Consider the following 19,890-nt stretch of genomic DNA (forward strand, 5'->3'; position numbering starts at 1 on the left):
GACACTCTTTGTGACGACGCGCATCAATCGGCGGCCGGTCCCGGAGCCTCGACCCTGCCGGGCTGCTTGGTCGTCACGGCCGGCAGGTAGAGTCTCACGGTCGTGCCTTCTCCGGGCCGCGAGACGATTTCGGCATGGCCGCCCGACTGGCTGGCGAAGCCGTAGACCATGCTGAGGCCGAGGCCCGTGCCGCTGCCAATGCCCTTGGTGGTGAAGAACGGGTCGAAGGCTTGCCTGGCGATTTCCTCACCCATGCCGGCGCCATTGTCGGCTACGAAAACCATCACGTAACGACCGGGCGGAAGCTCGGCATGCAGCTTACGGTTGTCGCTCGCCGTGAAAGGTTCGGCGCCGATTGCGATGGAGCCGCCGTTCGGCATGGCATCGCGCGCATTGATCACGAGATTGAGCAGCGCCATTTCGAGCTGTGTCGGGTCGACGAATACGGTGTTGGGCTGCGACGCGGTTCGGTGCGCGATCTCGATCCCCGCTGGAACCGAGCGACGGAGCAGCGGCAGGAGTCCGTCGATCAGGCCGTCGACGTCCAGGACCCCGGGGGACAGCGCCTGCTTGCGTGCGAAGGACAGCATTCGCCCGGTGAGCTCGGCTGCGCGCTCGCTGGTCGAGAGGATGAGACCGGCGAGTTCGAGGTGGTCGCGATCTTTCAGATCCTCGACCAGATCCTCGCTGCTGCCGATGATGACGGTGAGGAGATTGTTGAAATCGTGCGCGATGCCGCCGGTCAACTGGCCGAGCGCCTCGAGCCGCTGACGTTGGGCGAGGCGCTGTTGGAGTTCGGTCCGCTCCACCAGCATCTGGTCGATTGCCAATCCGAGGCGGCTGGTCTCCTGGAAGTCGTGAGCGGAAGCGGGGATCCGGCTGTCTTGCAGGGCCGGGTCGCTTCGGCCGACGCGGGCGACGTAGGCCTCGAGATCGGCAAGGGGGCGACCGAAGCGGCGCCCGATGCGCAGCGACAGCAGGCCGATGCCGACCACGGCGACCAGGCCCAGCAGCAACGCCTGGATCAACTGACCGTGCAGTATCGTGTCGAAGAACTGCGCGGGCCGGGAAACGACCACCAGCCATCGCTGGTCGCCGGCGATCGGGATCTGCCGGGTCGCGACCCATTTCCGACTGCCGTCGAGCGTCATCTTTCCAACGAACGGCGCGCCCGACGGTTCGGCCAGCGGAAGAAGCTCGCTCGGTACGGTGTGCGGCGTGGCCATGAGCGTGGGCCCGGCGATGAGGCGCGGTTGGGGACCGAGCTGCAGGATCTGGATCTGCCCGTGATACTCGCTCGCGAGTGCCCGGACGAGCCGGTTGAGCGCGGGCATGTCGAAGTCCGTATCGATCACGCCGCGCACGGCGCCATTGCCGTCGCGCAGCGCCTTGACGAAGCTGAAGCCCCACAGCGGTTGCTGAGGCTTGGCATAGTTTCGCCACGGATAGATCGGCATCCAGCCGCCCGTGGCGGGGCCGTCGAGGGCGGCGCGGTAGAACGGGCGCGTGCGGGCGTCGTAGCCCTCGCTCGGATAGGTCTGGTCGGCAACGAAACCGTTATCGGCGAGCGCGAAGGTTCTCACGAAAGCGTCGCGCCGCCGTGCGTCCGGGTAGACTACGAGCCCGATCTTGCCGTTGGCCTTGCGCTCGATGAGGCCATATTCGCCGGTCGTGGGGACGATGATCCCCATGTAGCTGAGGTCGGGGTGCTGCTCGAAGGCGGCGAGCAGCTTGTCCAGCGAAGGGCGCAGCGAGCTGCCGTCGATCGGGCTGTCGGTCGCGACGCGTTCCAGCGAACTTGCGGCCATCTCCGCGGCGTGCACGAGCCGGCCGATCCGGCTGGCCGAACCATCGAGCATCTCGGTGATTCCGCGCTCGGCCGCTTCATTGGTGCTTTCGGTCGCCTGCCAGGCCATGATCGCGAGCGAGCCGAGCGCCAGGGCCCCGTAGAACGCGATGATGTTCACGAGCAGTGCACGGCTGAAGGACAGCGGCTGCCTTTCTGGTCGTGTCGTCATGACGGAACCCCCACGAACGGAGCCCCGGCAATCTGCGCACGGCAAGCTGATGGCCTGGTCGTGCGGCGTTCCGCGGATCCGCACGGCCACTATGCGCGAAATCGGACGCTTGTGCACGGGAGATGCGTGCGGGATTGCGTTTATTTCGAGATACTTCTTTGCGACGCGCGCGCAAAGTCCTTTGGCCGTCAGAGCATGGTGGTGCCGCCTTCTACGCCGATCGTCTGGCCCGTGACGAAATCTGCGTCGTCGCTCGCCAGGAAGATCGCCGTCGGCGCAATATCCTTAGGCTCTCCGAAACGACCCATGGCCACTTTCGCCAGTTCGAGATCGTAGGTGCCGCTGTCCTCGAGATACCAGATCGATTTTGGGGTGAGTGCCGAAGGCAGGATCGTGTTCACCCGGATCTTGTGCTTGCCCCATTCCTTCGCGGCGGTCTTGGTCAGCACCCGGATCGCCTCCTTGGTTGCGGCATAGGCGAGGAAGCCGGGTTCGCAGCGGATCGAATAGCCGGTACCCATGTTGATGATCGATCCGCCGCCCTGAGCCACCATGTGCGAAAAGCACAATTGCATGAGTTGCAGCGAGCCGAAGAAAGCCGACTGCAGATCGGTGCCGCAGTTCTCCTCCATCTTCGGATCTTCGATGGGCAGATAGTCGGTAAAGGTGTGTGCGTTGTTCACGAGGACGTCGATGCGGCCCCACTCGGCGATGGCCCGGTTCACCGTCCGCCGCGCGTGTTCGCGATTGCCCGCCAGTGCCTCGATGCCGATGGCGGTGCCGCCGGCTTCGGTGATCCTCGCCACGACCGCGTCGAGCTTGCCTTGGGTTCGGCCGGTGATGATCACTTTCGCCCCTGCCGCGGCATAGCCAGCAGCGATGGCCTCGCCGATCCCCTGACCTGCACCCGTGACGATCGCCACCTTGCCCGCAAGGCGTCCGGACACACCGCTCATCTGGCTCTCTCCCTTTGTTCGTCATTTTGGTAGCGAGTGGTCAGGCGCGGGTCAATCGCGGTGCCGGGCACCCCGCAAGGACAGGCTTTGCCGGCTCGCAACAGATCGATATCTCACAGGGAGAAGTCGCAGCGCGCCCGACCGTGTAACGGTGGCGCGGTCAGCCAATCGACGAGGACCAGCCTTGACCGAGAATGTCACCTGCAAGCTGAATGACCGGATCTGCCGTTTGACGCTCAATCGGCCCGACAAGCTCAATGCGCTCAACATCGCGATGTTTCACGAGATCGCCGCGCATCTCGACCGGCTCGACTATGCCGAGGTCGCCTGCATGATCCTCGAAGGGGCCGGCCGCAGCTTCTGTGCGGGGCACGACCTCGACGATCTCGCCTCGGGGGAAGAGAGCGGAGCCTCAACCGAGCGTTTCGAGAACGGACTGGTCGAGCGCCTTGCGACCTTGCCCTTTCCGGTCGTCGCGAAAGTGCGCGGCCATTGCTATACGGGGGGCCTCGAGCTGGTGCTGGCAGCCGACATCATCGTCGCAGCCGAAACTACGCGCTTCGCGGATACCCATTCCAAGTTCGATCTCGTCCCGATCTGGGGACTGACGCAGCGCCTCCCGCGTCGCATCGGCATGGCCAAGGCCAAGGAGATGATGTTCAGCGCGCGGACCTATTCGGGCAGCGAGGCTGCGGCGATGGGCCTGGCCAACCACGCGGTGCCCGATGCGGAGCTCGATAGCTACGTCGATGCGCTCTGCGCCGACATCGCCGGCAACAGCGCGCGCTCCAATCGCGAGATCAAGAAGCTGATGACCGATACCGACGGTCTGAGCCTTGCCGCGGGGAACGCCTGGGAACTGCATCACAGCCCCGGTCACGGTCCGGAATTCGCGGCGATGATTGCAAGCAAGCGGCCCCAGAAGTCGGGGTGAAACGCACTCTTTTCGCCTTGCGGGGCTCTTGCCATCGCAGGCTCATCGCTTGTCGCGGCCGGTGACGGGCAGGGCGGTCTTGTAGACCACGGGGCGCAGGGCGAAGCTGGTCGTGACCTGCGCCACGCCGGCGATGCGCGTCAGGCGATGGCGCAGGAAATCTTCGAACTCGCCGAGCGAACCGACGAGCACGCGCAACTGATAGTCGGCCTCACCGGTCATCAGATAGCATTCCATGACTTCGTCGAACTCCGAAACCGCTGCCTCGAACACGGCGAGGTGGCGGTCGTCCTGCTGATCGAGCCGGACGCGCACGAAGGCCGTGACGCCCAGGCCCACCGTCGAAGGTTCCACCAGCGCGACATAGCGCTGGATGACCCCGCTCGCCTCCAAGTGGCGCAGCCTGCGCAGGCAGGGGCTCGGGGACAGGCCGACCCGCTCGGAAAGCTCCTGGTTCGACATCCGTCCATCGGCTTGCAGGTATTGGAGGATCTTGTGGTCGATCTCGTCAATCATGGCATTTTTTGCTTTGATCTTGGATATGAGTGCAAAGTTATGCCAAATTATACCGGATAGGCGATCTTCTTCGCAAGGACCTGCCGCGTGTTCGCGGGCTATCCTCGGGCATGGACATCGCCACCGCCAATGCCATCGCCAATGATCGCCAGGAAACCGTCGCAGCGCTCGAACTGATCGAGACACGGCTGCGTTGGCTCTCGTCCTGGACGATCCACAACGCCAACCACCTGCGCCCCAAGCGCGACGGCCTCAAGGTCGGTGGCCACCAGGCCAGCTGCGCCTCGATGACGGCGATTATGACCGCACTCTATTTCCACGCGCTGCGGCCGCAGGACAAGGTCGCGGTCAAGCCGCATGCCGGCCCCGTGCTGCACGCTATCCACTACCTGCTCGGCCAGCAGTCGCTCGACCGGTTGCAGCGCTTCCGTGGGCTCGGCGGGGCGCAGAGCTATCCTTCGCGCACGAAGGACGCGATCCCTGTCGACTTCTCGACCGGTTCGGTCGGCCTCGGTGTCGCGGTGACGGCTTTCTCCAGCCTGGTGCAGGACTATCTCACGGCGCACGGCAAGCTCGGCACGGGCGATACCGGCCGCATGATCGCGCTGATGGGCGATGCCGAGCTCGACGAGGGCAACATCTACGAATGCCTGATCGAGGGCTACAAGCACGATCTGCGCAATTGCTGGTGGGTGGTCGACTACAACCGCCAGTCGCTCGACAGCACCACCGCCGATCGCATGTTCCGCCGGTTCGACGACATCTTCGAGACCTGTGGTTGGCGCGTCGTGACCTTGAAGCACGGCAAATTGCAGCGCGAAACCTTTCGGCGCCCCGGCGGCCGGGCGATCGAGGAATGGATAGACAATTGCCCCAACGCCGAATTCGCCGCGCTGACCTATCAGGGCGGGGCGGCCTGGCGCGAGCGACTGCTGCGCGACATCGGCACCTTGCCCGAAGTCGGCAAGCTGCTCGGCCAGTTCGACGATGCCGAGCTCGCCCATCTGATGACCAATCTCGGCGGGCACTGCCTCGAGACGCTGATCGATGCCTTCGATGCCGCCGATGACGACCGTCCGACCCTGTTCATCGCCTATACGGTCAAGGGTTTCGGCCTGCCGCTCGCCGGGCACAAGGACAACCATTCGGGCATGATGAACCCCGCGCAGATCGCGCAACTGCGCGGCGATCTCGGCATCGCCGAAGGCAGCGAATGGGAGCCCTGGGGTGGTCTCGGTGCCAATGTCTCGGCGCGGCTCGCAGCTTTCGTCGCCGACAGTCCCATCGCCCGCAAGCCGGCCGAGCCTGCCGCCGCGGTCGTTCCCGTGCCGCATCTCCCCGTGCCGCCGGGCGAGCAGCAATCGACCCAGGCCGCCTTCGGCCGCGTTCTGCTCGATCTGGCCAAGTCGGGCGCGCCGCTTGCCGACCGTATCGTCACCACCGCGCCCGACGTCACCCAGACCACCAATCTCGGTGCCTTCGTCAACCAGCGCGGGCTGTTTCGTCGCCAGGAACTGGCCGACGTGTTCCAGCAAGCGCGCATCCCCTCGGCGCAGAAATGGTCGGCGCACGAAGCCGGGCAGCATATCGAACTGGGTATCGCCGAGAGCAATTTCTTCCTGCTGCTCGCCGCGCTCGGCCTCGCCGCGCCGCATTTCGGCACGCGGCTGCTGCCGGTGGGGACGGTCTACGATCCCTTCATCGCCCGCGGGCTCGATGCGCTCAACTACGGCTGCTATCAGGATGCGCGCTTTCTGCTGGTCGGCACACCTTCGGGGCTGACCCTGGCCGCCGAGGGCGGTGCGCACCAGTCGATCAACACGCCGCTGATCGGCATGGGCCAGCCTGGGCTCACCTATTTCGAGCCGGCCTGGGCGGATGAAGTCGCCCTGCTGATGGAGCATGCCTTCGAGCACATGCAGGCCAGCGACGGCGGATCGATTTACCTGCGGCTCAGCACCCGCGCGATCGCGCAGATCGAGCGCGCGGATGCGAACTGGCAGGCCGATGCGTTGAAGGGCGGCTACTGGCTGAAGCGGCCGGCACCAGGGGCCGAGGCCGCGATCGTCTTCACCGGTGCGGTCGCGCCCGAGGCGCTCGATGCCTGGACGCAACTGGCGGACGACCTGCCCGGACTGGGCCTGCTCAACGTGACGTCACCCGATCTGCTCCATCGCGGCTGGTCGGCGCGCCGGGCCGCGCGCTGGCGAGGGGAGCGGCCGGAGCCCAGTCATGCGGACAGCCTCCTCGCAGCACTGGCTCCGGGCGCCGGCCTCGTCACCGTGCTCGACGGATCGCCTGCCGCTCTGTCGTGGCTCGGCAGCGTCGCGGGCATGCGTGTCAGCCCGCTGGGCACCGACCGTTTCGGCCAGACCGGCGACTTGCCCGACCTGCACCGCACCTATCGGCTCGATGCCGAAGCGATCATCGACGCTGCGGCGGAACTGTTCCTCGGATAGTCCGGCAACTATGTCGTGGAGCGGGTAAGGAAACCGGCCACGCGCTCGCAAGCGGCGCGGATCGTTTCGCCAATCTCGATGACCTGGGCACCGCTGACCTGGCCGGGAATGCCGGTGAGCCCGACGACGAAGGCGACTTCGCGCGCTACGCCGCGGACCGGAACCTGGATGAAGCCGACTTCGTAGCTTGCCTGAGCCTCGATCTCCGTCGCCGGAACCATCGGTGCGTTGGTATGCCTCTGCTCGAAAATCCAGCGCGACGACTCGTCATTCGTCGTGGAGGCCGGATTGCGCACGGCCAGCATGAAGCCATGGCGCTGGATGAAGTCCACGCCGCGATCCATCGCCTCGCACTGCGCGGCCGTCGGGGCAGGTGACAACTGGTCCAGCCAGGCGGCCCTTTCGTCGGGCGACGCCCAGGCGAAGAACAGCGCGGCGAACTGGGGCAGGAGCGGCAAGCGCTCGTTGCGCGGATGGGCGATCCCCAGGTGCGAGAGCGCCGCCGCGCGGGCGCGCACGATGACGTCGTCGTGTTCGCGGAACGCCGCGGTGCAGATCGCGTCGTAGCGGTCGGCGAGCAGGCGCATTTCCGGCTGGACGACCCGGAGCGGCGAGAAATGCTCGCGCGCGGTCTCGCCGATGGCGACGAGCGCGGGGCCGGGCAGGTAGCGCTTGTCGCTGAGCCGATAGAGATAGCCGCCCTCGACCAGCCCGGCGAGCAGGCCGTGGGTCGTGGCCTGGCTGATCTTCAGCGCGCGCGAGACATCGGTGAGCGTGAAGGCGCTCCCCGGGTGATCCGCGAAGAAGTTCAGGACGGCGATGACGCGCCGGACCGCCGGCGAAGCCTGGGACATGCCTTGCTGGATATGCGCAAGCGCGGCCGATGGAAAGCGCGTGCGGGCGATACCCGATTGAGCGCGGCACGAGGCGGATGAACGACGGAACGCCCGTTGTGGCTTGCTCTCGCAGGAGCTTGGCTCGTGCGATGAACCGAAAGTTACTTCGGTTTAATGAAGGATAATTCGCTATTGTGTCTTATCGTTCGGATATGTAGGCGACTGACATCGAACGGCGCCCGACGGAAGGCGCGCGGCGAGGGAGAGGGAATTGGTGAGCTGAAAGTCCGCACACAGTTTCGGCAACGGCTCGGAGAGCGGCCGCATGGGCTGCGCAAGAACAGTTACCTCAGGGAGAATTCATGAATAAGCTTCTGAAATCGTGTGTCTATGTCGGAACGGCCCTGGGCCTCAGCATGGCCGCGCCGGTCTTCGCGCAGGAGGCTGACGATGCCGCGGCCGAGAACGGCGCCGACATCATCGTCACGGCCCGCCGCGTCGAAGAGCGCCTCCAGGACGTGCCGATCTCGATCACCGTCTTCAACCAGGCCCAGATCGACAACCGCAACGTCGTCAATGCCACCGATCTCGCCGCCTACACGCCCTCGCTGAGCGCCAACGCGCGCTACGGTTCGGAGAACACCAGCTTCGCGATCCGCGGCTTCTCGCAGGAAGCGCGCACCACGGCCTCGGTCGGCGTCTACTTTGCCGATGTGGTCGCTCCGCGCGGCGGCGGCAACTCGATCGCGACCGGCGACGGTGCCGGACCCGGCAGCTTCTTCGACCTGCAGAACGTCCAGGTGCTCAAGGGCCCGCAGGGTACGCTGTTCGGCCGCAACACCACCGGCGGTGCCGTGCTGCTGGTGCCCAAGAAGCCGACGGCGGACCTCGAAGGCTATGTCGAGGGTTCGGTGGGCAACTACGACATGCGCCGCTTCCAGGGCGTGCTCAACCTGCCGCTCAGCGACACTTTCCGTGTTCGCCTCGGCGTCGACCGCATGGTCCGCGACGGCTACATGAAGAACGTGTCGGGCGTCGGTCCGAAGGACTTCAACGACACCGACTACTGGGCGGTGCGCGGCTCGATCGTCGCCGAGCTGACCCCGACGCTCGAGAACTACACGATCGTCTCCTACAGCCACTCGGACACCAACGGCCAGCTCCAGGCGATCCGCGCCTGCAACCCGGCCGCGGGGCGCTATCCGCTGCTGCAGCTGTGCCAACAGCAGGTCCAGCGGCTCGCGGGGCAGAGCCCCTATGCGGTCGAGCTGTCGGCCGACGGCGTCTACAACCGCATGACGCAGTGGCAGGTGATCAACACGACGACCTGGCAGGCCAGCGACACGCTGACGGTCAAGAACATCGCCAGCTACTCGCAGATCAAGCAGGCCGCCAACGCCGACTATTTCGGCACACTGTGGATCGTCCCCGCGACCTTCCCGAATTCGACGGGCACGGGCACCGTCTCGTCGGGCGCCTTCGCCGGTTCGCGCACCTCGTTCAACACCGCGTTCTCGCCCCCGGGCGGCACGATCGCGGACCAGGAGAACTTCACCGAGGAACTGCAGTTCCAGGGCTCGTTCGGCGAGCGCCTGACCTGGCAGGCCGGCGCCTATGTCGAGCTGAGCAATCCGTTGGGCTACAACGACGTCTGGGCCGCCTCGAACCTGACCTGCACCGACCGCTTCGCGCTGCAGTGCGTCTCGCCACTGCCCTCGATCGGCGGCGCCAGCGGCTCGATGTCGATCCAGCGCTATCGTTCGTCGTACTATGACTACGGCATCTACAGCCAGGCGACCTTCGCGCTGACCGAACAGCTCAAGCTGACCGGCGGCATCCGCTATACCTGGGACGTTACGAAGAGCCGCGCCTACAACGCACAGTACACCTTCAGCCCGGCTGGCCAGGTCACCTCGCGGCTCTGCGCCAATCCGCTGGTCGTGCCGCGCACGCAGCAGATCACCAGCCCCGAGCAGTGCTACCAGAACCTCGAGCAGAAGAGCGATGCACCGACCTGGCTGATCAGCCTCGACTACACGCCGGTCAACGACGTCATGGTCTATGCCAAGTATGCGCGCGGCTATCGCCAGGGCAGCACCAACCCGCTCGGCGCGGGCGGCTTCCAGACCTTCGAGCCCGAGCGCGTCGATACCTACGAGATCGGCGGCAAGGCCAGCTGGCGCGGCAGCGTTCCGGGCTTCTTCAACGTCTCGGGCTTCTACAACGACTTCCAGAACCAGCAGCTGCAGCAGGGCTTCCTCGATACCCGCGCTCCGGCACCGGCCATCGCGATCGCGCCGCCCAACGCGGCGATCGTCAATGTCGGCAAGTCGCGCATCCAGGGTGTCGAGGTCGAAGCCGGCATCGGCCCCGTCGCAGGCCTGAAGCTCGACGTCAGCTATGCCTATATCGACAGCAAGCTGAAGGCGGTGACCGATCCGGTGTTCCCGGTGGGCAGCCCCTACAACAGCTTCATCCCGCTGGTGGTGGGCAAGCAGCTGCCGTTCACGCCGAAGCACAAGTACACGGTGTCGGCGACCTATACCCTGCCGCTGCCCGAGGAAGTCGGCGAGATCAGCCTGGGCGGCAACTTCACCCACGTCGGCTCGCAGTACGTGCTGCAGACCGCGTTCGGCACGTTGCCGTCGTACGACCTGCTCAACTTCAACCTGAACTGGAAGTCGGTGGCGGGTTCGCCGATCGACCTTTCGGCCTTCGTCACCAACGTGACCAAGGAAGTCTACTACCTCTCCGTCGGGGATTCGAGCGGCTTCGTGAACAGCCCGCTCGGCGCACCGCGGATGTACGGCCTGCGGCTGCGCTACAGCTTCGGGAAGTAACAAATCGGTGGGATCGCGGCGAACCGGACGTTCGCCGCGATCCTGCCTCGACCACCATTTTGCGCTTCCCAAGACCGGGCTCGTCGGGTGATCATCCCCGACGGGAGTGGAGGGACAGAATGGCCGATCTAGTCACACGCGATCTGAACACGCTGATCGCGACCGAGGTTCGCGCCAATACCGGCGATCTGATCGACGGCGTCCATGCCGCGGCCTTGCGCGAGATGCTCGTCGATCGCGGCGTGCTGGTGTTCCGCGATCTCGAGATCACCACCGATCAGCAGCGCGACATCACCGCCACGCTTGGCCCGATCCAGTCGGACAACGACGGGACCGAGCTGCAGAACGTCACGATCGACGCGCGGATCAGCCCCGAATACGCCGCCTATTTTGCCAGCACGCTGTTCTGGCATCTCGACGGCCATCACAATCAGACGGTCCCCTGCTTCGGCGGCTCTTTCCGCCCGATCCATCTGGCCGGCGACGGCGGCGAGACCGAATTCCTCAACGCCTATGCCGCCTACGAAGCGCTCGATGAGCGCGATCGCAGCCTGATCGACGGTCTGCACGTCTTCCACTCGGCCACGACCTCGGGCCTGTCCGCGAACCCGGATGCCACCGACGCGCAGATCGCGGCCTGGCGCCGGCGCCCGCCCGCGCGCCAGCCGCTGGTCTGGCAGCATGCTTCCGGTCGCAAGTCGCTGATGCTGGGGGTGGCGGTTTCGCATGTCGAAGGCATGCATCCGGCCGACAGCTACGATCTGCTGTGCCGCCTGCGCAGCCACATGAACGATCCGGCCTTCATCTATCGCCATTCCTGGCGCGCGAACGATCTCGTGATCTGGAACAACACCGGGACGCTCCATCGCGCCCGGCCGTTCGACCCGACCTCCGGTCGGCTGCTCCATCGGTTCACCCTGGTCGGTGACGAAGCCATCCAAGCCCCTATGTGAGCGATCTCCGCATCAGGTAGACGTCCATGATCCAGCCGTGTTGCCGACGCAGCGCGGCGCGGGTTTCCGCGATGGTGCCGCCAACGTCGGTCAGCGCGCCCTGGACCAGCGCCTCTTGCGGCATACCGAGGTAGGCGCCCCACCAGATCGTGATGCCCTCGGGCGGCAGGCTCTGGAAGCTGCAATCGCCGTCGAGCATGACGACGAGCGTGTCGGCCGCGTCGGGCCAGCCTTCCTCGCGCAGACGCCGGCCGGTGGTGATCAGCACCGGCGAGGCGAGCGTGTTGAGCGGGATCGCGTGGGCGGCGGTCAGGGCCTGGATGCTGGTGATGCCTGGCACGACGCGGATGCGCATATCCATTCCGCCGACGATCAGACGTTCGGCGATGCGTAGCGTGCTGTCGTAGAGCGACGGATCGCCCCATACCAGCAGCGCCAGCTTGCCGCCGCTCGGCAGGTGCGCGGCGATCTGTGCGGCCCAGGCCTCGGCGATGGCGTCGTGCCAGCCGTGGACGGCGTCGATGTAGGGCAGGTCTGCCGAGCGCTCGGGCAGATCGAATTCGACCACGCGTGTCGCGCCGGTCAGCGCGGTCTCGCAGATCAGGCGGCGCAGGTCGATCAGGTCGGACTTCCGATCGCCCTTGCGCGGCAGCAGGATGAGGTCGGCGTCGTTCATCGTCGTGATCGCGGCCAGGGTCAGGTGCTCGGGATTGCCCGTGCCGATACCGATCAGGTGCAGGTCGATCATGCTGGATCCGGTGCGATCAGGTGGAAGAAGCTGCCGGCGACCTGCCCGCGGTGCGATCCGCTCTCGGCCAGCACCGCGCCTTCGGCATCGGTGACCTCGGCCAGCGGCGCATCGGGCTGCGCGACGATCGTCGAGTAGTGGAACTCGTGCCCGCGCAGCCGCGTGCCCTGAGCAAAGCCGGCAGCGGGGGCGAGTAGGCGCGCCTGGCGATAGCCGAGATGGAGCCGGCGATCGGCGTAGCTGGTGACGAGCCCCAGCAGACCCGCCATGCGATGCCGCACGCCATCGCGATCGATCAGGCCTTCGCCGAGCACCATATAGCCGCCGCATTCGCCATAGACCGGCCGTGTCGTCGCATGCGCAGCAAGGCCGGTGAGGAAGGTCTCGGCGGCGGCCAGACGCCCGGCGTGCAGTTCGGGATAGCCGCCCGGCAGCCAGACCAGTTCGGCCTTGGGCGGCGGCGCTTCGTTGGCGAGCGGCGAGAATGGCAGCACTTCCGCGCCGCTCGACCGCCAGGCGGCCAGCAGATGCGGGTAGGTGAACGAGAAGGCGGCGTCCTGCGCCAAAGCGATGCGCTGGGCAGGGGGCGGAATCGTCACTGCCGCGGCCGCCTGACGTGCGCGCGCATCCGCGGCCTGCCGAAGCGCCGGCAGGTCGACATGCGCGCGGATCATCGCCGCGTAGTCGGACAGCAGCGCATCGAGACCCGGGTGCTCGATGGCCTGGACCAGTCCGAGATGACGCTCGGGCAGGGTCAGGTCGGGACGGCGGGGCAGGGCGCCGAACACGCGGATGCCCGCGGCTTCCATGCCGCTGCGCACCAGCCGTTCGTGCCGCGGGCTCGCCACGCGGTTGAGGATCACCCCGGCGAAGGGCACGGCGCCGTCGAGCGTGCGGAAGCCGTGCGCGACCGCCGCAGTCGACTGGGCCTGTCCTGAAGCATCGACCACAAGCACGACCGGCCAGCCCATCCGGCGCGCGAGATCGGCGCTGGCTCCCACGCCGCTTGCGCCCGATCGGGCAGCGCCGTCGAACAGGCCCATCGCGCCTTCGATCAGCAGCAGGTCGGCCTCGTGGCCCTGCGCCGCGATGCCATCGAGCAGCGCGTCGGACATCGCCCAGCTATCGAGATTGAACGAGGCGCGGCCGCAGGCGGCGCGGTGGAAGGCGGGGTCGATATAGTCGGGCCCGCTCTTGAACGGCTGGACGGAGACGCCGGCCTCGGTCAGCGCGCGGAGCAAGCCCAAGGTCACCGTGGTCTTGCCCGTGCCCGAAGCAGGCGCCGTGATCAGCAGGCCCGGGGGCAGCGGTGCGTTCATTCGTCCCCGCCGGCGAAGCGCGAGCCCGCGGTTTGCGGCCGGAAGCGGCGATCGTAGCTCGCCGCGTAGAGGCTGCTTTCGGCGGTGCTGTCGCTGTCGAGCACGCGGCCGACGAGGATCAGTGCGGTTCGCTCCATGCTTCCCGCCAGCGCATCCTCGATCGTCGAGAGTGTGGCACGAACGATCCGCTCGTCGGGCCAACTCGCGCGATAGACGACCGCGACGGGGCAGTCGCCGCCGTAGTCGGGCAGCAGGTCTGCGACCACCTTGGCGAGGTTGTGGACCGACAGATGGATCGCCAGAGTTGCGCCGGTCGCGGCGAAGCGCGTCAGGCTCTCATTCGCCGGCATCGAGCTGGCGCGACCCGGCGTGCGCGTCAGCACCAGGGACTGGCCGATCGTCGGCAGGGTCAGTTCGGCCTCCAGCGCCGCGGCGGCGGCGGCGAAAGCGGGCACACCGGGAGTCACCGTGAAGGGAATGTCCAGCGCGCGCAGCCGGCGCAGCTGTTCGCCCATGGCCGACCAGACCGACAGGTCGCCCGAATGCAATCGCGCGATATCGTGCCCGGCTTCGTGCGCCTCGCGGATCGTCGTGATGATGTCGTCGAGCGCCATCGGTGCGGTGTTCACGATCCGCGCGCCAGGCGGGCAGTGACCGAGCACGGCTTCGGGCACGAGCGATCCGGCATAGAGGCAGACCGGGCTGCTCGCGATCAGGTCGCGACCGCGCAGGGTCAGCAGGTCGGGCGCGCCGGGGCCGGCGCCGATGAAGTGAACGGTCATGACGGGGTTCCTTGGGCGATGGCGCAGGTCGCCATGCGATCGGGTGAGACGTGGCGCGGTCCGAGCAGTCGCGCGCCGGGGCCGGCGGCGGCGAGCGCGGCCGCCTCGGCAACGCTGCCGGTGCGGCGGGCGGCGAGGCTGGCCGACGATTGCGTGATCGTCTGCTGCGTTTCGAGCGCGGCCTCGTCGACGGTGATCAGCGGCAGGCCCAGCGTTTGTGCGAGCGGTGCGAGACCGGCAGCCTTGTCGCGCGGCGTGGCGAGGGCCTCGACCGCGGGAAGATCTGCCTGGGCCAGATCCAGCGCCGCGCGCAGCTCTGGCAGTGCCGTGCCCTGACGAAAGCCGAAGCCCGCGACGATCACAGCGTCACGCTCCACTGCACGATCGGATAGCTGGCCTGCCAGCCGCGGCGCGAGCCCAGCGGCGCGGCCTGGGCCAGGTCGATGCGCAGCAGCGATCCGCCGCGCTCGGCATGCCACTGCGCGAGCAGCGTTTCGGATTCGAGCGTTACGGCATTGGCCACCAGCCGCGTGCCGGGCGCGAGACGATCTGCCAGAGCTTGCAGCAGTTCGGCGCTGAGGCCGCCGCCGATGAAAACCGCCTGGGGTGAGGGCTGATCGGCCAGCACAGCGGGCGCCATGCCTTCGATCACGCGGAGCCGATCGACGCCGAGCGCGGCGGCATTGGCGCGCGCACGCGCGGCCCGCTCGGCATTCGCCTCGAAACCGATCGCCTGGGTCGTCGGATGAGCGAGTAGCCATTCGATCGCGATCGAACCCGATCCCGTGCCGATGTCCCACAGCGTTTCGCCGGGACGCGGCGCGAGCGCCGAGAGTGTCAGCGCGCGCACGGGCCGCTTGGTGATCTGGCCGTCGTGCTCGAACCAGTCGTCGGGACGGCCCGCGGCTGCGGGCAGGACTACGCCGTCGCCGGCGAAGACGATGCCGAGTGCAACCGGATGCACGATGTCGTCGAAGGCCAAGGTCGCAGCCGTCGCCTCGCGCACGCGTTCGCGCGGTCCGCCGAGCGCTTCGAGCACCGTGACCGCCGAAGCGCCGAAACCCCGTTCGTCCAGATAGCGGCATAGCTCGCCCACGGCCTTGCCGTCGCGCACCAGCACCAGCGCGCGTCGGCCCGGCGCGAGGTGCGGACGCAGCCTCGCGAGCGGCGCGGCGTGGAGGCCGAGGCACAAGGTATCCTCGATCGGCCAACCGAGCCGGCTCGCGGCGAGCCCGAAGGTCGAGGGCGCGGGGCAGGCGGTCCATTCCCAAGGCTCGAGCTCGCGCGCGATCACGCTGCCCGCGCCGAACCAGAACGGATCGCCCGAGGCCAGCAGCACGACGCGACGTCCCCTCTGCGCCAACAGCGGCGCGATGCCGTCGGTGAAGGGCACTGGCCATGTCAGGCGCTCGCACCTAAGGTCGGGCACGAGGGCGAGATGGCGTGCGGGGCCGGTGACCAGTTCGGCCTGGGCCAGCGCTTCGCGGCTCGCGTCGGACAGGCCGGACAAGCCATCCTCGCCGATGCCGACGATCGTCAGCCATGCGCGTTCAGGAGTTTGCGACATACCCAACATCCTGATCCTGGGTGGCACGACCGAGGCCAGCGCCCTGGCGGAAGCGCTCGCCGATCGCGGCGCGACGGCCGTGCTCAGCTATGCGGGCCGGGTGGCGAACCCGCGTAGGCAGCCGCTGCCGACCCGGGTTGGCGGTTTTGGCGGGATCGCCGGACTGGTGCGTTATCTGCGCGAGCAGGCGGTCACCCACTTGGTCGATGCGACCCACCCCTTCGCCGCGACGATGAGCGCCCACGCCGTCGCGGCGGCGGCCGAGACCGGCATTGCCCATATCGTGCTGACCCGGCCGGCATGGGCACCAGCGGCCGGCGATTGCTGGCGGCATGTGCCTGACATCGAGGCCGCGGTCGCAGCCCTGGCCGGTCCCCGGCGCCGGGTGATGCTCGCGCTCGGCCGGATGCATGTCAGCGCCTTCACCGCCCAGCCGCAGCACCACTACCTGTTGCGCTTCGTTGATGCGCCCGAGGAAGCACCCGTGCTGCCCGATCACGCGCTGGTTGTCGATCGCGGCCCCTTCTCGGTCGAGGGCGATGTGGCCCTGATGCAGGACCATGAGATCGAGCTCGTCGTCTGCAAGAACGCCGGCGGCAGCGGCGCCGAGGCCAAGCTGATCGCCGCGCGGCGGCTGGGTCTGCCGGTGCTGATGATCGACCGGCCCGCCTTGCCCGAACGGCACACAGTCCACGAGATCGGTGCGGTGCTGGACTGGCTCGATCATGGTGCCGACCGCGGCGTGTAGAGGATCGGCGCGCCCGGTCGTTCGATCAGCCGGGTTTGGCTCGAGCCGACGATGACCATCGTCCGCATGTCGGCCATCCCGGGCCGGGCATCGGCGAGCGTCACGATCCGCAAGCTCTCCTCGGGCGTACAGACCGCGCGGGCGAACAGCACCAGGCGTTCGCCGCCGCAGGCCTCGCGCAGGACCTCGAGCGCGCGGGCGAAACCTTCGGGCCGGGCCTTCGATCGCGGATTGTAGAAGGCCATCGCGAAGTCGGCCTCGGCCGCGAGGCGCAGGCGCCGTTCGATCAGGTCCCAGGGCTTGAGATTGTCCGACAGGTTGATCGCACAGAAATCGTGACCGAGCGGCGCGCCGGCGCGCGCGCTCGCGGCCAGCATGGCAGTGATCCCCGGCAGCACGCGGATGTCGAGATCGCGCCAGGCGGCGGGGCCTTGTTCGAGAGTTTCGAACACCGCGGCGGCCATCGCGAAGACGCCGGGATCGCCCGAAGAGACGACGACCACGCGGTGCCCCGCCGCGGCCAGTTCCAGCGCGTGCCGCGATCGTTCGATCTCGACGCGGTTGTCGGAGGCGTGCAGCGCCAGCCCGGCGCGCGGGGTGACGCGCGAGACATAGGGACCATAGCCGACGATGTCGGTGGCCTCCGCCAGGGCCGCGGTCACTTCGGGCGTGATCAGCGCCGCGTCGCCCGGGCCCATGCCGGCTATGGCGAGCCAGCCGCTCATGGCCGGCGTCCCTGGCCGTGGATCAGCAGGATCGAGAAATAGGGCGTGACGCTTTCCGCCTCGCACAGCGGCGTGACCCGCTGCTCGGCCATTGCCGCATATTCGACGAGGTAGGCCTGATCCTGCCGCCCGGCCGCGACCACCGCGCGGCGCAGCTTGGAGAGATTTCGGCCGATCTTCATCACCACCAGCGCGTCGGTATCGCCGATGCGGCGGGTCAGCTCGTCCTCGGGCATCGTCGCCATGATCACGGTCAGGACGTCATCGCCCCAGGTCATCGGCTGGCCGCATGCGGTCCAGGCGCCCGACATGCCGGTGATGCCGGGGACCACGATGATCGGCACCTGGCCCGACAGCCGCGTGTAGAGGTGCATGAACGAGCCGTAGAAGAAGGGATCGCCCTCGCAGAGCACGACGACGTCCTCGCCGGTGCCCGTCAGCGCGGCCAGGCGCTGCGTGCAATCGGCATAGAAGGCCGCGAGCATCGCGTTGTAGCGCGGATCGGTCACCGGGATCTCGGTGGTCACCGGGTATTCCATCGGCAGTTCGATCACGTCGTCGCGCAGCATGCCTTCGACGATGCGGCGCGCCTGGCCGGGTTTGCCGGCCTTGCGGAAATAGGCGACGTGGCGCGCGCCGCGCACCAGCCGGTCGGCGCGCACGCTGAGCAGGTCCTGCGCGCCCGGGCCGAGGCCGACGCCGTGGATCGTGCCAGTGTTCATTCGATCGGGCTCGCCAGCGCGTTGATCGCGGCGACGGTGATCGCGCTGCCGCCCAGCCGCCCTTCGACGATGCCGCAGGGCACGGGCTGCGCCTCCCACAGCGCAGCCTTCGATTCCATTGCGCCGACGAAGCCGACCGGACAGCCGACGATCGCCGCCGGGCGCGGGCAGGCCGGGTCTTCGAGCATGTTGAGCAGGTGGAACAGCGCCGTGGGGGCATTGCCGATCGCGACGACGGCGCCGGCCAGGTGCGGTCGCCACAGTTCGAGCGCCGCGGCCGAGCGCGTGTTGGCCATGGCCTTGGCTCGATCGGGAACGCTCGGGTCGTTGAGCGTGCAGACGATTGCATTGTCGGCCGGCAATCGCGACCGCGTAATGCCTTCTGAGACCATGCGGGCATCGCAGAGGATTGGCGCGCCGGCCGCCAGCGCTTCGGCGGCGACCGTCGCGAAGCCCGGCGAGAAACGAATGTGCGCGGCGAGTTCGACCATGCCCGCGGCGTGGATCATGCGCACGGCCACGCGTTCCTCTTCGGTCGTGAAGCGGGCAAGTTCGGTCTCGGCGCGGATCGTCGCGAAGGACTGGCGGTAGATGGCCTGGCCATCGGTTTCATAGATGTGGGGCATCAGGCGGCTCCGAAAGCGGCGAGCAGGTCAGTGGCGGTCAGGCCGGCGCGTGACGGCGGATCGCCGGCGCGCGCGGCGAAGGCCAGGTCGAAGCGGCCGTCGCGTCCGGTCACGGTGATCTCGGCCGTGCCCGGATGCGCGCAGCCTTTGGCGCAGCCCGACAGGTGCAACTCTTCCGCGACATGGGGCGCGAGGCGCAGCGCGAGTGCACGCGTCTCGACCGTCGCCTGCGGGCAGGCCGGCATCCCGGGGCAGGCGGCGACGCGCAGCGCGGGATGGTCGGGCGTGTCGACGAAGCCCTCGCTGCATGCTGGGCGCTCACCTTCGAGCAGCACCGTGCGCCAGGGCGTCAGGCGCAGCGCGGACGCACGGCTTCGCTCGATCAGCAGGCGGAGCGCCTGAGCCTTGATGCTGCCGAACGGTACGCCGAAGGCTTGGCCCAGCGGGTGAGGACCGGCAACGAGCGGAGCGCGCGCAGGGGCGGCGTGAACGTCGCCGTCAGCCCAGGCAGGCAAGGCGGCAGCATGACGCGCGACCCTCCCGGCTGCGGAGCCACCGGTGTCGACGAACCAGTGGGCCAGCGCGATCAGGGCATCGACGGCCGTGTCCAAGGTCACGCGCGTGCCGTTCGCGCGTCCATCCGCGCGCAGCAGCAGGGCGCCGTCCGCGGCCCGCTCGATCCGGAAATCCGCGGGGGCGGTCTGCAGCAGTGGCGCGGGTCCGGCATCGATCGCGAAGCCGATCTTCGACGGCAACGGCGGTAGGTCGGCCAGGCGTGAGACCAGCGTCTCGGCCAGGCGCGCGCTGTCGTCTTTGGGCTGCCAGTCCGGCGCGATCAGCAGGTTGCGCCGTGCTTCGCGGTCAGGATCCGGATCGACGAGGTCGAGCGCGATCAAGCCATCGAGCAGCGCAGGCCAGCCCTGCTCGGAAACGCCGCGGATCTGCAGGTTGGCGCGGTTGGTCAGGTCTATCAGGCCGTTGCCGAAGCGCAGCGCGGCATCGCACAGGCCGAGAACCTGGCCGGCCTCGATCCGGCCGAGGCGCGGCTTCACGCGCACCAGCAGGCCGTCGCCGGCCGCCATCGGTCGCCAGGCGTCGGGGCACCAGCCGCGCTTGCCACGCGCGTTCTCGATCGGTGTAT

The 19,890-nt window shown here is 67.9% G+C and carries 18 protein-coding genes; 5 read left to right on the plus strand and 13 right to left on the minus strand.

Annotated features, from left to right (window positions below):
• Positions 1-23: 23 nt before the first annotated feature.
• Positions 24-2,135 (minus strand): sensor histidine kinase, encoded by a 2,112-nt coding sequence (locus OLX23_RS19040; protein ID WP_264446627.1) that lies wholly within the window; start codon positions 2,133-2,135, stop codon positions 24-26.
• Positions 2,136-2,206: 71 nt separating this feature from the next.
• Positions 2,207-2,974: an SDR family NAD(P)-dependent oxidoreductase gene (locus tag OLX23_RS19045; protein WP_264446628.1), complete on the minus strand. Its 768-nt coding sequence runs from the start codon at positions 2,972-2,974 to the stop codon at positions 2,207-2,209.
• A 184-nt stretch (positions 2,975-3,158) separates the two neighbouring features.
• Here OLX23_RS19045 and OLX23_RS19050 point away from each other — a divergent pair, with 184 nt between their 5' ends.
• Positions 3,159-3,908 carry an enoyl-CoA hydratase/isomerase family protein gene (locus tag OLX23_RS19050; protein WP_264446629.1) on the plus strand — a complete coding sequence of 250 codons (750 nt, stop codon included), beginning with the start codon at positions 3,159-3,161 and terminating at the stop codon, positions 3,906-3,908.
• Positions 3,909-3,950: 42 nt separating this feature from the next.
• Here the strand turns inward: OLX23_RS19050 and OLX23_RS19055 are convergent, their stop codons facing one another.
• Entirely contained in the window at positions 3,951-4,424 is a 474-nt protein-coding gene (locus OLX23_RS19055; protein ID WP_264446630.1) for an Lrp/AsnC family transcriptional regulator, read from the minus strand.
• Between the two features lie 110 nt (positions 4,425-4,534).
• On the opposite strand from OLX23_RS19055, the gene OLX23_RS19060 reads away from it, so the two are divergent.
• The gene (locus tag OLX23_RS19060) at positions 4,535-6,883 is read left to right on the plus strand and encodes a transketolase (protein ID WP_264446631.1); all 2,349 of its coding nucleotides are present in this window, start codon (positions 4,535-4,537) and stop codon (positions 6,881-6,883) included.
• An 8-nt stretch (positions 6,884-6,891) separates the two neighbouring features.
• Here the strand turns inward: OLX23_RS19060 and OLX23_RS19065 are convergent, their stop codons facing one another.
• Complete coding sequence (locus OLX23_RS19065; RefSeq protein WP_264446632.1) at positions 6,892-7,737, minus strand: IclR family transcriptional regulator; 846 nt, start codon at positions 7,735-7,737, stop codon at positions 6,892-6,894.
• A gap of 344 nt (positions 7,738-8,081) precedes the next feature.
• Here OLX23_RS19065 and OLX23_RS19070 point away from each other — a divergent pair, with 344 nt between their 5' ends.
• A complete protein-coding gene (locus OLX23_RS19070) occupies positions 8,082-10,559 on the plus strand; it encodes a TonB-dependent receptor (RefSeq protein ID WP_264446633.1) in 2,478 nt (825 codons plus the stop codon).
• A 119-nt stretch (positions 10,560-10,678) separates the two neighbouring features.
• The gene (locus OLX23_RS19075; RefSeq protein WP_264446635.1) at positions 10,679-11,512 is read left to right on the plus strand and encodes a TauD/TfdA dioxygenase family protein; all 834 of its coding nucleotides are present in this window, start codon (positions 10,679-10,681) and stop codon (positions 11,510-11,512) included.
• On the opposite strand, the gene cobF is transcribed toward OLX23_RS19075, so the two are convergent.
• The 5 genes from cobF to cbiE are packed head-to-tail and all read right to left on the minus strand — an operon-like array spanning position 11,505 to position 15,928.
• The gene (gene cobF, locus OLX23_RS19080; protein WP_264446636.1) at positions 11,505-12,260 is read right to left on the minus strand and encodes a precorrin-6A synthase (deacetylating); all 756 of its coding nucleotides are present in this window, start codon (positions 12,258-12,260) and stop codon (positions 11,505-11,507) included. The genes OLX23_RS19075 and cobF overlap by 8 nt on opposite strands.
• A complete protein-coding gene (locus tag OLX23_RS19085) occupies positions 12,257-13,579 on the minus strand; it encodes a cobyrinate a,c-diamide synthase (protein ID WP_264446637.1) in 1,323 nt (440 codons plus the stop codon). Before OLX23_RS19085 ends, cobF begins: the two co-directional genes overlap by 4 nt.
• A complete protein-coding gene (gene cobM, locus OLX23_RS19090) occupies positions 13,576-14,361 on the minus strand; it encodes a precorrin-4 C(11)-methyltransferase (protein ID WP_264446638.1) in 786 nt (261 codons plus the stop codon). The genes OLX23_RS19085 and cobM overlap by 4 nt, the downstream gene beginning before the upstream one ends.
• Positions 14,358-14,738: a cobalamin biosynthesis protein gene (locus OLX23_RS19095; protein WP_264446639.1), complete on the minus strand. Its 381-nt coding sequence runs from the start codon at positions 14,736-14,738 to the stop codon at positions 14,358-14,360. Before OLX23_RS19095 ends, cobM begins: the two co-directional genes overlap by 4 nt.
• Complete coding sequence (gene cbiE, locus OLX23_RS19100) at positions 14,720-15,928, minus strand: precorrin-6y C5,15-methyltransferase (decarboxylating) subunit CbiE (RefSeq protein ID WP_264446640.1); 1,209 nt, start codon at positions 15,926-15,928, stop codon at positions 14,720-14,722. The genes OLX23_RS19095 and cbiE overlap by 19 nt, the downstream gene beginning before the upstream one ends.
• On the opposite strand from cbiE, the gene OLX23_RS19105 reads away from it, so the two are divergent.
• The gene (locus OLX23_RS19105; protein ID WP_264446784.1) at positions 15,927-16,676 is read left to right on the plus strand and encodes a cobalt-precorrin-6A reductase; all 750 of its coding nucleotides are present in this window, start codon (positions 15,927-15,929) and stop codon (positions 16,674-16,676) included. The genes cbiE and OLX23_RS19105 overlap by 2 nt on opposite strands.
• Here OLX23_RS19105 and cobJ read toward each other — a convergent pair.
• The 4 genes from cobJ to cobG are packed head-to-tail and all read right to left on the minus strand — an operon-like array spanning position 16,652 to position 19,882.
• A complete protein-coding gene (gene cobJ, locus OLX23_RS19110) occupies positions 16,652-17,401 on the minus strand; it encodes a precorrin-3B C(17)-methyltransferase (protein ID WP_264446641.1) in 750 nt (249 codons plus the stop codon). The two genes, OLX23_RS19105 and cobJ, sit on opposite strands and share 25 nt — an antisense overlap.
• Positions 17,398-18,123: a precorrin-2 C(20)-methyltransferase gene (gene cobI / locus OLX23_RS19115; RefSeq protein ID WP_264446642.1), complete on the minus strand. Its 726-nt coding sequence runs from the start codon at positions 18,121-18,123 to the stop codon at positions 17,398-17,400. Before cobI ends, cobJ begins: the two co-directional genes overlap by 4 nt.
• The gene (locus tag OLX23_RS19120; RefSeq protein ID WP_264446643.1) at positions 18,120-18,749 is read right to left on the minus strand and encodes a precorrin-8X methylmutase; all 630 of its coding nucleotides are present in this window, start codon (positions 18,747-18,749) and stop codon (positions 18,120-18,122) included. The genes cobI and OLX23_RS19120 overlap by 4 nt, the downstream gene beginning before the upstream one ends.
• Entirely contained in the window at positions 18,749-19,882 is a 1,134-nt protein-coding gene (gene cobG, locus OLX23_RS19125) for a precorrin-3B synthase (RefSeq protein WP_264446785.1), read from the minus strand. Before cobG ends, OLX23_RS19120 begins: the two co-directional genes overlap by 1 nt.
• Positions 19,883-19,890 lie beyond the last annotated feature (8 nt).

It is taken from the genome of Novosphingobium sp. JCM 18896, from assembly GCF_025938095.1.
Taxonomy (GTDB): Bacteria; Pseudomonadota; Alphaproteobacteria; order Sphingomonadales; family Sphingomonadaceae; genus Novosphingobium.